Source organism: Kordiimonas lipolytica (assembly GCF_001550065.1).
Genome location: NZ_LRUB01000006.1, coordinates 97,665 through 110,753, shown reverse-complemented (window position 1 = coordinate 110,753; position 13,089 = coordinate 97,665). Strand labels below are relative to the sequence as shown.

Here is a 13,089-nt window from a genome sequence, read left to right as displayed (position 1 = left end):
CTTATGAGACGCGGGTACCTTTTGTTGGTGGGGATTCTGGCTCTTTTCGGGGTGCAGCCCCTGTGGGCTGAGCCGGATACATGGCAACAGGGCCAGCCAGTCATCGTTGGCACCATCACCCATAATCCGCCTTATGTGCTTGAAGACCCTTCCTCCGGCATTGATCTGGATATGGTTGCGGAAGCCTTTTCCCATGCGGGGCTGAAGGTTGAATTCGTGCATGCGCCGCTTTCACGGGTGCAGGTGCTTCTGTCTTCCGGCAAAGTGGACGCCATGACCACCTTCAGCACCAATGAAGACTTGTGCATCAACAGCGAGATATTCAGCTATTGGCATGACGGAATATCGGTTCCGATAGAATCGATGGACCCGATCGCATCTGTCCAGGACCTGAAGGGCATGCGCGTTGGAATGTTCCCAGGCGCGGTAGATGTGCTGAAGGAGCTGACGCCCGAGGATATCGTCACCTTCGGCAGCAGCGTGACGGTCTATAACCGCGGGCAGCTGATCCGGATGATGCTCTACCGCCGGTTGGACGCCTATATCGGCGACTATTGGGCGCTTGAATATGCCTATCAGCAACTGGCGGCCGACCAGCCGCGACCGTTCAAGGTGGCTGTTCGGTTCCCGCCGACGCCGCGGCGCCTGTGTGTCCGGGATTCGGCTTTGGTGAAACGCTTCAATGATGGGGTCAAGGCCCTTGCAGAAGGTGATGTCGCAGAGCGGATCAGGGCGCGCTACCTGAAAGAAAAATGATGAAATGCACTGTCAGTTTGACAGATTGCAACCGGCAGGGCAGGCTGAATATAACAACTCGCCGTTAAATAGGGACCGCCTCATGTGTCAACCTGGGGGTGAAAATCGGGTAAGCTATTCATTCAGGTCTCCGTCAGAAGCGCGGGACCTGGCGCGCAAGCTTTCGCAGCATGCGCCAGAGCCACCCAGGGCGGAAATGGGCCTCTTCGAATTGATGATGAACGCCATTGAGCACGGCAATCTTGAGATTGGCGCCCACGAGAAACGCAACTTACTGGCCGAGGACAGGTTGGTGGAGGAAATCCAGGCCCGCCTGACAGATGGCCCCTACAAAGAGCGCCTGGCGAAAGTCGACATCATCAAGAATGATGGGGTTCTGCAATACTGCATCACTGATGAGGGCAAAGGGTTCGATTGGGCGCGGTTCATGCAGGGCGACACGGATGCGTCTTTGAACGAGAGCGAGTTTGGGCGAGGCATTTTGCTGGCCAAGTCCATCGGCTTCGACGGACTGGCCTATAGCGGTATCGGTAATGTTGTAACAGCTTCCATAAAGCTGAAGTAAAAAAAAGCCCAGTATCCAGCCAAGTGGTAACGGATTGTTTAGTATTTATGGCTGAATATGGTCTCGCCGGCGGGGGTCTGATACAATCTATCCTTGAAGATACACAGACGCATACGGGATTTCTAATCAATGAGTGATGACCGCACACATGTTACGGGTGTTGAAGTATTTTTCGAACCCGATGACATCATCGTTTCCAAAACGAACAAGCAAGGCCATATCACCTACGCCAATGACGTGTTTCTCGATATTGCGGGATACACTGAAGAGGAAGTAGTCGGTAAGCCGCACAGTGTTATTCGCCACCCTGACATGCCTCGTTGCATCTTCAAGGCGCTTTGGGATTCTATCCAAAGTGGCGAGGAGATCTTCGCCTATGTCATGAACAGGGCAAAAAACGGCGACCACTATTGGGTGTTGGCGCACGTCACTCCCTCTTTCAGTACTTCTGGTGAAATCATTGGGTATCATTCCAACAGGCGGGTTCCCAACCGGGCCTCGCTTGAGGGGACCATTATCCCGCTTTACCAGGACCTGTTGAGGATTGAGGCCGCAGGTGGCCGCAAGCAGGGTCTTGAAGATTCGAGCGCGCACCTCGCAAAGCTCCTGAGCGACAAAAACATGACTTTGAACGAATTTTCGCTGTCGCTTGCTTGACGGCAGAGTAGGAACCGGTGATGACGGAACAATCAGTAAACCTCGATGCATCGATCCAGAAGGCGATAGATGTATGCCAGGCAGTGGCAGGCGGCGATTTTGAGGCGCGTATCCTGAACCTTCAGGAGGACGGCGAACTCAGACCTCTTTTCAATGCAATCAACCGAATTATTGACCGCAACGACGCCTTCGTTCGTGAAGCAAAGGCGGCGATGCAGGCGGTCAAGGAACACCGCTATTACCGGAAGATCCTTGAACCCGGCATGCCCGGCGTCTTCCTGCATGCGGCAAGGGATATCAACGCGTCGATCGAAAACATGGGCGCCATCCACAGCCAGTCAACCTCGCTGATTTCGCTGGTGGACTCGCTGGTTGAAGATGTGGCCGACAAGAAGAATGAAATTCAGGACGCTGCGCACGATTCGATCAAACGTACAGAGGAAAACTCTTCGAACACGATTGAGGTGTCCCGCGCTGCCACGCGGACGCTGGAGAACACCAACGGGGTCGCCGCTGCGACTGAGCAGATGAGGGCCTCTTCGCAGGAAATCGCCCGCCAGATTACCATGTCGGCGGACTGTGCGGCCAAATCTTTGTCCGAAACCGAGTTGGCGGCGGAGAAGATCTTGTCGCTGGAAGAGGCGGCAAAGGCCATCAGTTCCGTGGTTGACCTTATCACCAAGATTTCCAGCCAAACCAACCTGCTGGCGCTAAATGCGACCATTGAGGCCGCGCGGGCTGGCGAAGCAGGCAAAGGGTTTGCGGTCGTGGCAAGCGAAGTGAAAAGCCTGGCGAACCAGACATCGGCGGCGACCGAGAATATTACCAACCAGGTTCACCACATTCAGCAGACCACGTCCGAAAGTGTGGACGCGATTGCCAGCATCAAGAAAATCACGCAGGAACTGAGCGAGATCAGCGCAGGTATTTCCGCAGCGGTCGAAGAGCAGGACGCGGCAACCGGCGAAATCGGGGAGCAGGTGGGGCGGCTGCGGGATGACATCGAGATCGTGTCTGAAAATGTTACCAAACTGGTTCAGACAGCTGCGTCTTCATACTCATCGTCTATCCAGGTGATCTGGTCATCCGATGAGATCGACGAACCACTCTTTAAACTATCTGACGCGATGGGCGACTTCGTCCGCATTGTGAATAGCTGATCAGAAAGGCAGGCTAGGAAATGGACCATAAGATCACCACATCCGGCAACAAGACAACAATTGCCATGAGCGGGCGCCTGACCTTTGATGACCAGGGCACCTTCAGGGTCATGCTAAAGGATTTGGCGGAAGAGTCCGGCGCTGAATGGCTGCTCGACATTACGCCGCTTGAATTCCTTGATTCAGCGGGGCTTGGCCTGCTGCTGCGCGCCAAAGCGATCGCAGAAAAGGAAGGCAAAAGCATCGCGATGAAGGCCCCCACGAGCGGCCACGTGGCCGACATCATGAAAATTTCTCAGTTCCACGCCTTGATTCCCTTCGTTTAAGGGCGGCTGAGGCTTTCTAGGTATTTATCGGGGCGTCTGAACCTATGGGGTTTGGGCGCCCCTGTTCATTTTTGCTGCGATAGAAGTCACACCGGCCGAGAGCATTCATTGTCAGGTGCTCTGGGCCCCCCACAGTTTCCTGCTTTTGGGCGCACTGGTCGCACCATTCGGTGTCGCCGCATTTCAATTTTTGGGTCATGACAGCCCCTTCCATTGGCTATCGGCCCCTTCGTGCAAATGTGCTTTTACTATAGCGGCGTTTAAAAACCGTTAAATGCGGCAGGTTGCCGCGCAGCCCACCCGAAACGATATCGCAGGATTTCCATATTGACGGCAAGCGCCGCCGCTGACACTTTGGTCAAAATTTCTCCATTTATCCAAAGGTATTTTCATGGCAGGCCACTCTTTCCATCACACCGTTTTGCGCGAATATGATGTCCGCGGCATCGTTGACGAGACGCTGCATTATGAAGACGCGAAAGCGCTTGGGCAGGCATATGGCACGCATGTGAAACGCGCTGGCGGCAGCCGCGTGTGTGTGGGCTATGACGGTCGGGTGTCCTCCCCGAAGATGGCGGAAAACCTGATGGCGGGGCTGGCATCCACCGGCCTTGAGGTGATCAACATCGGCCTCGCGGGCACGCCGATGCTTTATTTCAGCGTGTTCGAGCTCGATACAGACGGCGGCATCATGATCACCGGCTCCCACAATCCGGCCAACTATAACGGCTTCAAGATGATGATGGGCAAGAAGCCCTGCTTCGGCGAGGCCATCCAGGCCATCGGCAAAACCGCGAATGCGGGCGACTATGAGGTGGGTGAAGGCAGCATCCGGGAAGAGGACGTGTTCGACCGCTATATCGACCGCCTGATGCGTGATGTGGACATGAAGGCCTTCACCATTGTGTGGGACCCAGCCAATGGCTCGCTCGGCCCTGCGGTCGAGGCGCTGGTGAAGCGCCTGCCGGGCAAGCATATCGTGATCAACGCGGAAGTGGACGGCACTTTCCCGAACCATCATGCGGACCCGACTGTGGAAGCCAACCTTGAACAGCTCAAGGCTGCTGTTGCAAAACACGGCGCAGACATGGGCCTTAGTTTCGACGGTGACGGTGACCGCATCGGCGCCATCGACGCCCACGGTCGCGTGGTGTGGGGTGACCAGATGCTGGCCATCATGGCGGGTGACCTCTTGAGGGAAGTGCCGGGCGCGCCGATCATCGCGGACGTCAAGGCCAGCCAGGCGCTGTTTGACCGCATCAAGGAGCTCGGCGGTGAGCCCGTGATGTGGAAAACCGGCCACAGCCTGATCAAGGACAAGATGGTTGAGCTGAACGCGCCGCTCGCGGGCGAAATGTCAGGCCATATTTTCTACAAGCATAAATTCTACGGCCATGATGACGCGCTTTATGCCGGGATCCGGTTCCTGAATGCCATCACCAAGCAGGGGGGCGATCTGGCCGCGCTCAAGGACGGCCTGCCGGCCGCCATCAACACGCCGGAACTGCGGTTTGACTGTGACGACGTGCGCAAGTTCGACGTGGTCAGGGAAGTGAAGGCCCGGCTTGAAGAAGCAGGCGCTGATATGTCCACCGTTGACGGCGTGCGGGTGCAAACATCAGACGGTTGGTGGCTCCTCCGCGCCTCGAACACGCAGGCTGTGCTGGTCGCACGCTGCGAGGCATCCACTGAGGCAGGCCTCGCCCGCCTCAAGCATGCTCTCGTCGAAGCCCTTAAGGCCTCCGGTGTCGACGCGCCAAGCGACCTTTAATGTGGCAGTGACGCATCATGAAAGAATACTTCGTAGGCTATGACTATGGGATGGGCGGAATTTGGACATACCTTATAGCGCCTTCAAAGAAGGCTATTCATGAGGTCTACCCTGATATCGGAGTGTGGCTGAGGCCGCCATTCTTTGACGATAGTTTACTAGAATCTATCAAGGCAAATGGCTGTTATCCCCTAAGTGAAGTGCCTGAACCAATGCACAATGCGCTATTGGCCGCACCGAGAAATAAAATATGAATAGTCGTCAGAGCGCTATTGCTTAAAACGTAGATTTAGATTTCGAGTCCATACTCATAGAACTTCGCAACTAAAACATGCCGTTGTCGTTTTTGGATGTCTCCGGCACCGGCATGGCCACGCCCCAGTGTTCCACCATCTTGCCGTCTTTCATGCGGAAAATGTTCACCACGGCGCCGCCACGTTCCTCTGGCGAGCGCTTCACGTGCATATGCAGCCACACAAGGTCACCGCTGGCGGCTGAACGCACGATGCGGGCGGAATACTCAGGATACCGCTTGGCCCGCGCGCGAAACAGCGCGATCAGGGAATCCCGCCCGTCCTCGAGCCGCGGGTGGTGCTGGATATAGGGGTCGCCAAAACATTCGTCTGCTGCCTTGTCCACGTCCAGCTTGTTTTCCAGCAGGTCCATGCAATAGATAGCTTTCTCAAGGTTTGCCGCCTCAAGCGCGTGCTGGGCTTCGTCGCCAGCATGTGCGGTTGAGGCTGCAATAAGGGCGAGGGCGCTACCCGTAAGGTAGGCAAAAGTTTTGGTTTTCATCGTGTCATGTCCCCATCGGATTAGTCTTGAAGCCACAATAGCGTCCGGCCGGTCTGGACGAAGACTTCTGCGACGGGTAGACCCTGGTACGCGGCAGATGGGGAAGGTGTCACATTCTTTGCCAACTTCTTAACAACAAAGTCGCTTTTTTTCACCGCATCTTTACCCTTTTGCCCCACGCTGAAGGGAATACAACCGGGTCCAAAATCGTTCATCACTTAATGGTGACGAAAAAAGTACCGACGGAGTATTTGTAGTGGGCGTCAGATATACTACATTATGTAGGTATGGATTGACGGAGGACCGATGCCTGACAAGCGTAAAGACGGAAATGACGGTGGCGACACGGGTGTATTGACCCGGACAGAGGCCAAAACCAAAAAGCCGTCCATGTATAAAGTCCTGCTTCTGAATGACGATTACACCCCAATGGAATTTGTGGTGCACATACTGCAACGCTTTTTCCGCATGACGATCGAGGAAGCAACCGAGGTCATGCTGCATGTTCACCAGAAGGGTGTGGGCGTGTGTGGCGTATTCACCTATGAGGTTGCCGAAACCAAGGTAAATCAAGTGCTTAGTTTCGCGCGCCAGAATGACCACCCGCTACAATGTACGCTTGAGAAAGAATGAGTTCCCCCGCGCCGTTTGCTTTATCAAATGGTGCCGACAGCTGAAGGATAAAAAGAGTGCCCAGTTTTTCCCCACATCTTGAAGAGACCCTTCACAGAGCGCTCAAGGAAGCAAACGAGCGTAGCCACGAGTATGCCACGCTTGAGCATCTCCTTCTGGCGCTTCTGGACGATCCTGAAGCTGTTGCGGTCCTGAAGGCCTGCGACGTGGATATCGACGTGCTTAGGGGCCAGATCATCGAGTATCTCGATGACGACATGGAAAACCTGAAAGTTGATTCCGACGGGCTTGAGGCCACGCCAACGGCAGGCTTCCAGCGCGTGGTGCAGCGGGCGCTCCTTCACGTCCAAAGCTCTGGCCGCGAGGAAATGACCGGTGCGAACCTTCTGGTTGCCCTGTTCTCCGAGCGGGAAAGCCACGCTGTCTACTTCCTGCAAAGCCAGGACATGACGCGCCTTGATGCTGTCAGCTATATTTCCCACGGCATTGCCAAGGTGCCCGAGTTCGGTGAAGAACGCCGGGTGCGTGGTGCGGCTGAGGACGAAGAAGAAACCGTGCAGGCAGAGCCCGCAGCAAAGGCCGAGAAAGCCGATACAGCCCTTGCGGCTTACTGCGTGGACCTGAACCAGAAAGCCCGCGACGGCAAGATCGACCCGCTCATCGGCCGCGATGCCGAGCTTGAGCGCGCGGTCCAGATCCTGTGCCGACGGTCCAAGAACAACCCGCTGCTGGTGGGTGACCCGGGCGTGGGCAAAACCGCCATCGCGGAAGGCCTTGCGCGCCGCATTGTCGAGCATGATGTGCCTGAAGTGCTTGAAGGCGCCACCATCTTCGCGCTGGATATGGGCGCGCTTCTGGCCGGCACGCGCTACCGCGGTGACTTTGAAGAACGCCTCAAGGCGGTGGTGAAGGAACTTGAGGCCACTGAAGGCTCGGTCCTGTTCATTGACGAAATTCACACGGTGATCGGGGCAGGGGCCACATCTGGCGGCGCCATGGATGCCTCGAACCTTCTGAAGCCTGCGCTGGCAAGCGGCTCGATCCGCTGCATGGGCTCCACCACCTATAAGGAATTCCGCAGCCACTTTGAAAAAGACCGCGCGCTTCTGCGCCGGTTCCAAAAGATCGATGTGAACGAGCCAACGGTTGAGGACACGATCAAGATCCTTAAGGGCCTGAAGCCTTATTTCGAGGACCACCACCAGGTGCGTTTCACGGCGGAAGCCATCAAGACGGCTGTTGAGCTGTCGGACCGCTATATCAGTGACCGCAAACTGCCGGATAAGGCCATCGACGTGATCGATGAAACCGGCGCGGCCCAGATGCTGCTGCCGCCATCAAAGCGCAAGAAAACCGTTGGCGTGAAGGATGTGGAAGCCGTGGTCGCCAAGATCGCGCGCATCCCGCCCAAATCCGTATCGCGCGACGAAAGCCGCGTGATGGAAACGCTGCAAAAAGACCTGAAGCGTGTGGTATTCGGCCAGGACAAGGCGATCGAGGCCCTGTCTGCGTCGATCAAGCTGTCGCGCGCGGGACTTCGCGAACCCAACAAGCCGATCGGCTCTTATCTCTTCTCTGGCCCCACCGGCGTGGGCAAGACCGAGGTTGCGCGCCAGCTGTCCAGCCTTTTGGGTGTGGAACTGCACCGCTTCGATATGTCCGAATATATGGAACGCCATTCGATCAGCCGCCTGATCGGCGCGCCTCCGGGCTATGTGGGCTTTGACCAGGGCGGTCTGCTGACCGACGCGGTTGACCAGCACCCGCACTGTGTGCTCCTTCTGGACGAGATCGAAAAAGCGCACCCGGACCTCTTTAACGTGCTTCTGCAGGTTATGGATAACGGCACGCTCACAGACCATAACGGCAAGAAGATCGATTTCCGCAATGTGATCCTGATCATGACCACGAACGCGGGCGCGGCAGAGCTTTCGAAATCCGCGATCGGTTTCGGCCGCGAAACGGACGAGACAGCCTCCGACGACGCGATCAAGAAGATGTTCAGCCCCGAATTCAGGAACCGTCTGGACGCCACCATCGCGTTCGACTTCCTGCCGCCTGAGGTGGTATCCCGCGTGGTTGAGAAATTCGTACTGCAGCTGGAGCTTCAGCTTGCGGAGCGGAATGTCGAGATCAGCCTCACGGAAGAAGCCAAGGCTTGGCTTTCTGACAAGGGGTATGACCGCCACTATGGCGCCCGCCCGCTCGCCCGCGTGATCCAGGAGCATATCAAGACGCCGCTGGCGGACGAACTGCTGTTCGGCAAGCTCGCCAAGGGCGGCGAAGTGGTTGTGAAGGTGAAAGACAAGGAAATCGCCTTCGAGATCACACCGCATGCCCCGCCTGCCGCCAAGCCTAAGGCACCGAAGAAAAAGAAAGCCAAATCCGGCGTGCCAGCAACCCGCAAGGAAGGCAAGCCGCCGGTGCCAGTGAAATAGCGGCCATCAAGCCCAGATACACAAAAGCCAGTAGCCCCGCGGTTGCTGGCTTTTTTCTTGATCACTGTGTCTGCCCGCGCTATAACCCGCGCCCTTTTCATGCACTATTTGGGGAAATGCCGTGCTTGTGACCGACCGCCTGATCCTGCGCCCGTGGCGAGAGGAAGACCGTGAACCCTTCGCAGCCTTGAACGCCGACGCGGATGTGATGCGCTATTTCCCCAGCGTGCAAACCCGCGCACAAAGCGACGCCACGATTGACCGCCAGATGAAGGCGCAGGCGGAAGTCGGCTATTGCTTCTGGGCCACTGAAAAGCGCGATAGTGGCCAGTTCATCGGCTTTATCGGCATTCAGGACGTGCCGGACTATTACGGCATCGGTGACGGCATCGAGATCGGCTGGCGGCTGGCAGCAAATGCATGGGGGCAGGGGCTGGCCCCTGAAGGTGCGCGGGCGTGCCTGGCCTTTGCATTTTCCAAACTGCAGGCGCCTGAAGTGGTGGCCTTCACCGCCAAAGTAAACGGCCCGTCCATGCGGGTGATGGAAAAGATCGGCATGACGCGGGATCAGGGAGGTGATTTCGACCACCCGATGATCGAAGAGGGCCACCCCATCCGTCCGCACGTCCTCTACCGCATTGGAGCGGAGGATATGCGCTAATCCTTCCTGAACGGCGAGTGTTCGCCATAATAGGCGATGTCGCCTGCGACCGCCTCGCGTTCCTCGGCCAGATACTGAGCAACGGCGCGGTGAAAGCCGGGGTCGCGCAGATAATGCGCGCTGTAGGTCTTCACGGGCTCATAGCCGCGCGCCAGCTTGTGCGGGCCCTGGGCACCTGCCTCAACAAACGTCAGGCCGCGGTTGATGGCGAACTCAATGGCTTGGTAGTAGCAGGCTTCGAAATGCAGGCAGGCGTGGTCTTCCACGCAGCCCCAGTGACGGCCGTAAAGCGTGTTCCCACCAATGAAATTGAGCGCGGAGGCAACCGGGCGGCCATCAAGGCTGCAGTGCACCAGCAGGATGCGGTCCGCCATGCGCTCGCCAATGAGCGAGAAGAACTCGCGGTTCAGATAGGGCTGGCCCCATTTGCGCGCGCCGGTATCGATGTAGCAGCGATAGAAATGGTCCCAGTGATGCTCCTGGATGTCGCCGCCTGTCAGCAGCTCGATCTGGATACCGCTATCCGCAACCGTGCGGCGTTCTTTCCTGATCTGCTTGCGTTTCCTTGACGACAGGGCTTCAAGGAAATCTTCAAAATCCCGGAAGTCCCGGTTGCGCCAGTGGAATTGCTGATCGTTCCTGATCAGATAGCCGTTCGCACCCGCGAGCTGTGCTTCGTCTTCGGGCAGGAACGTCAGGTGCAGGGAGGAAAGCCCCAGCTGGTCCGTCAGGCCCTGCGCGGCTTCAAGAAGGGATATGCGCCCCATATCATCCGCGCGGGACAGCAGGCGCGGACCGGTGGCAGGCACAAAGGGCACGGAAGATTGCAGCTTCGGGTAATATTGGCCGCCCGCCCGTTCATAGGCCTGGGCCCAAGCATGGTCGAACACATATTCGCCATAGGAATGGCTTTTCATATAAAGCGGCATCACGGCCAACGGGCGATCCATACCATCAAGGTCGATCCGGGCATGGAACGGTTGCCAGCCAGTGTCCGCCGAGGCGCAGCCGCTTTCCTCAAGCGCCTGAAGGAAATCGAATCCTATGAAAGGGTTGCTGTGCCCGGCGCAGGCATCCCATGCTTCGCGCCCGATATCACTGATGGAATTTGCGAAGGACGCCTTGATTTGGCTGCCGTCCGGCATGCCTAAAAGTCCTCGCCCACCACGGCAGGGGCTTCAAAGATCAGGGCGTCGGCATGCTGGCGGCCAACGGCCTCGAGCTGTTTGTCCCTTACTGTCCAGGTCAGGAGCGGCTTGCCCTTTTCGCGCCATTTGGTGCAATAGGTGTTGGGCAGCAGGTTGATGTCGCAGGCCAGGAAGTCAGGCTTGCATTTATGGACAGCCAGCTGAAGCCCGAGACGCTTTCTGACACCCAGCAGCACTTCACGGCCAACGACCAGGCCGCGGGCGTATTTCGGCATATAGGTTTTGAACCACAGTACGATTCGCGGGTCGAATGACATCACGGCCACCGGCCCCTGATAGCCTTCAAAGGAGTGGCGAACGCCGGCACACAGTTTCTGGATGTCCATTTTAGGATGGGATTTGATCTCGATAAAAAGTGGCACTTGGCCGTCGATCGCATCCATTACATCCGGCAGGCTTGGGATCGGCTTGCCGCTTTTACCCACAGTGAATTTCTTCAGCTGCTGGAAGCCCCACATGCCAACGGCCCCTTGGCCGTCTGTCATGCGTTCAAGTGTATCATCATGAAATACAACGACAATATCGTCTGCGGTGGCGCGTACGTCGATTTCAACGCCATAGCCCGCATGCACCGCGTCAGAGACTGCAGCGATGGTGTTTTCCTCCGCCACTGTGCCTGGCTTATGCAGGCCCCGGTGGGCGACGTCTTTTTCTGTCAGCCATGGAAATTCGCGGGCTGCTGTCTTGCCGTTTGCCATATCAGTCCTTGATTTCAACGAGCGCGTCGATTTCCACCGGCACATTCAGGGGCAGGGCGTTCACGCCTACTGCAGACCGGCTGTGGCGTCCTGCGTCGCCAAATACGTCAACCATCAGGTCGCTTGCCGCATTGATGATCTGCGGCTGGCCGCCGAAGCCATCGACACAGTTCACAAAGCCGCCAAGCTTTACTACGCGGTCCACGCGGTCCAGGTCGCCGTCGCAGGCTGCTTTCATCTGGGCGATCAGGTTGATGGCGCACAGGCGGGCTGCGGCCTTGGCGTCGTCCTCGGAAACCCCGTTCCCGACCTTGCCTTCAAAGGCAAGCTTGCCGTCCTGCATGGGGATTTGGCCGGAAATGCTGACCAGGTTACCGCTTCTGACAAAGGGGACATAGTTGGCCACGGGGGCAACGGGAGTTGGCAGGTCGATGCCGAGGTCTTTCAGGCGTGCTTCAATGCTCATTGGGGTGTCCAAACTCTAGAAAACCTAAGGAAGTTAAGCCCTTATAGCAAACGGTTGGGCATAAAAAAAGGGCCTTGAAGGCCCCAAAAGCGTCATTCGCCGGCCTGACCGGCGAATCCACTTCTCCGTCTGCGTTTGCTGTGATGGACTCGCCGATCAGGTGGCGTACCGCCAGCTTCGCAAACGGCGAGTGACGACCTGCAATCGCGCTGTGACAGTCTTCCTGATACCCTACGCCGACTTCAGATGCGCGCCCTTGCGCGTCTGTTTGTCGTGGTACATGGCCTGGTCCGCCGCTTCGATCAGCACGGCAGGGTCGGTGGTGCCGTCAAACGCCTGAACACCGATGGAGCACCGCACCGGAATGGTGGCACCGCCGTAGCGTACCTTGCCGGCGTTGATTTCCTTTTGCAGTGTCTGAAGGCGCTTCATCCCCTGCGCGGCAGAGCAGCGCTTCAGAATGACAGCAAATTCGTCACCCGCGATGCGCGCCACGGTGTCTGACGGCCGAACATGCTGCTTCAGGGCCTTGGCAACGAAGCGAAGCACGGCGTCGCCAGCCATGTGGCCGTGAACGTCATTGATATGCTTGAAACCGTCCAGGTCGATAAAGCCCAGCACGCCTTCTTCGCCGTGGCGGCCGGCGGATGCCAGCGTCTGGCCAAGGGCAGTTCTGAGGCCGCGCCGGTTCGGAATGCCGGTCAGTTCGTCAGTGACGGATAGCTGCTCAAGGAAGGAAATCCGTTCCTGTTGCTCCGACATGCGTTGCTCGGCGGCGGCTGCGAAGCTCAACACTTCTGTAATCAACTGCCAGCCTGCGCTGTCGAATTTCATTTCAGCATTAGCCGCGGTCTGCATCAGCTTGCTCGCGAGGTTGCTGACATAGGGGTTGATCTCGGCCTTGTCGTTCAGCTTGTTTTTGGACTGCTCGATCATGCGTCTCTCCAAACATTGG

General features: G+C 57.3%; 14 protein-coding genes. 9 read left to right on the top strand and 5 right to left on the bottom strand.

The window, feature by feature from the left end:
• The first annotated feature begins 3 nt into the window (after positions 1 to 3).
• The 6 genes from KORM41_RS03465 to pgmG all read left to right on the top strand — a co-directional run bounded on the left by KORM41_RS03465 (position 4) and on the right by pgmG (position 5,235).
• The gene (locus tag KORM41_RS03465) at positions 4 to 756 is read left to right on the top strand and encodes a substrate-binding periplasmic protein (RefSeq protein WP_068144551.1); all 753 of its coding nucleotides are present in this window, start codon (positions 4 to 6) and stop codon (positions 754 to 756) included.
• 82 nt (positions 757 to 838) lie between these two features.
• On the top strand, positions 839 to 1,321 hold the full coding sequence (locus tag KORM41_RS03460) for an ATP-binding protein (protein ID WP_068144548.1): 483 nt from the start codon (positions 839 to 841) through the stop codon (positions 1,319 to 1,321).
• Positions 1,322 to 1,450: 129 nt separating this feature from the next.
• Positions 1,451 to 1,978, top strand: a complete 528-nt coding sequence (locus KORM41_RS03455; RefSeq protein ID WP_068144545.1) for a PAS domain-containing protein — start codon at positions 1,451 to 1,453, stop codon at positions 1,976 to 1,978.
• A 20-nt stretch (positions 1,979 to 1,998) separates the two neighbouring features.
• Positions 1,999 to 3,138, top strand: coding sequence for a methyl-accepting chemotaxis protein (locus KORM41_RS03450; RefSeq protein WP_068144542.1), 1,140 nt, complete (start codon positions 1,999 to 2,001; stop codon positions 3,136 to 3,138).
• Between the two features lie 20 nt (positions 3,139 to 3,158).
• Positions 3,159 to 3,464 (top strand): STAS domain-containing protein, encoded by a 306-nt coding sequence (locus KORM41_RS03445; RefSeq protein ID WP_068144538.1) that lies wholly within the window; start codon positions 3,159 to 3,161, stop codon positions 3,462 to 3,464.
• Positions 3,465 to 3,855: 391 nt separating this feature from the next.
• The gene (gene pgmG, locus KORM41_RS03435; protein ID WP_068144531.1) at positions 3,856 to 5,235 is read left to right on the top strand and encodes a phosphoglucomutase/phosphomannomutase PgmG; all 1,380 of its coding nucleotides are present in this window, start codon (positions 3,856 to 3,858) and stop codon (positions 5,233 to 5,235) included.
• 324 nt (positions 5,236 to 5,559) lie between these two features.
• On the opposite strand, the gene KORM41_RS03425 is transcribed toward pgmG, so the two are convergent.
• On the bottom strand, positions 5,560 to 6,030 hold the full coding sequence (locus KORM41_RS03425) for a nuclear transport factor 2 family protein (RefSeq protein ID WP_068144525.1): 471 nt from the start codon (positions 6,028 to 6,030) through the stop codon (positions 5,560 to 5,562).
• Positions 6,031 to 6,336: 306 nt separating this feature from the next.
• Between KORM41_RS03425 and clpS the strand changes: the two genes are divergently transcribed.
• The 3 genes from clpS (at position 6,337) to KORM41_RS03410 (ending at position 9,762) form a co-directional block, all read left to right on the top strand.
• Positions 6,337 to 6,663 carry an ATP-dependent Clp protease adapter ClpS gene (gene clpS, locus KORM41_RS03420; protein ID WP_068144522.1) on the top strand — a complete coding sequence of 109 codons (327 nt, stop codon included), beginning with the start codon at positions 6,337 to 6,339 and terminating at the stop codon, positions 6,661 to 6,663.
• Positions 6,664 to 6,719: 56 nt separating this feature from the next.
• Complete coding sequence (gene clpA, locus KORM41_RS03415; protein WP_068144519.1) at positions 6,720 to 9,101, top strand: ATP-dependent Clp protease ATP-binding subunit ClpA; 2,382 nt, start codon at positions 6,720 to 6,722, stop codon at positions 9,099 to 9,101.
• A gap of 121 nt (positions 9,102 to 9,222) precedes the next feature.
• Positions 9,223 to 9,762 (top strand): GNAT family N-acetyltransferase, encoded by a 540-nt coding sequence (locus KORM41_RS03410; protein WP_068144516.1) that lies wholly within the window; start codon positions 9,223 to 9,225, stop codon positions 9,760 to 9,762.
• Here KORM41_RS03410 and KORM41_RS03405 read toward each other — a convergent pair.
• The 4 genes from KORM41_RS03405 to KORM41_RS03390 form a co-directional block, all read right to left on the bottom strand.
• A complete protein-coding gene (locus KORM41_RS03405; protein WP_068144513.1) occupies positions 9,759 to 10,907 on the bottom strand; it encodes a GNAT family N-acetyltransferase in 1,149 nt (382 codons plus the stop codon). The genes KORM41_RS03410 and KORM41_RS03405 overlap by 4 nt on opposite strands.
• 2 nt (positions 10,908 to 10,909) lie before the next feature.
• Complete coding sequence (locus KORM41_RS03400) at positions 10,910 to 11,668, bottom strand: glycerophosphodiester phosphodiesterase family protein (RefSeq protein WP_068144510.1); 759 nt, start codon at positions 11,666 to 11,668, stop codon at positions 10,910 to 10,912.
• Between the two features lies 1 nt (position 11,669).
• A complete protein-coding gene (locus KORM41_RS03395; protein WP_068144508.1) occupies positions 11,670 to 12,134 on the bottom strand; it encodes a RidA family protein in 465 nt (154 codons plus the stop codon).
• A gap of 231 nt (positions 12,135 to 12,365) precedes the next feature.
• The gene (locus KORM41_RS03390; protein ID WP_068144506.1) at positions 12,366 to 13,070 is read right to left on the bottom strand and encodes a GGDEF domain-containing protein; all 705 of its coding nucleotides are present in this window, start codon (positions 13,068 to 13,070) and stop codon (positions 12,366 to 12,368) included.
• Positions 13,071 to 13,089: the final 19 nt, after the last annotated feature.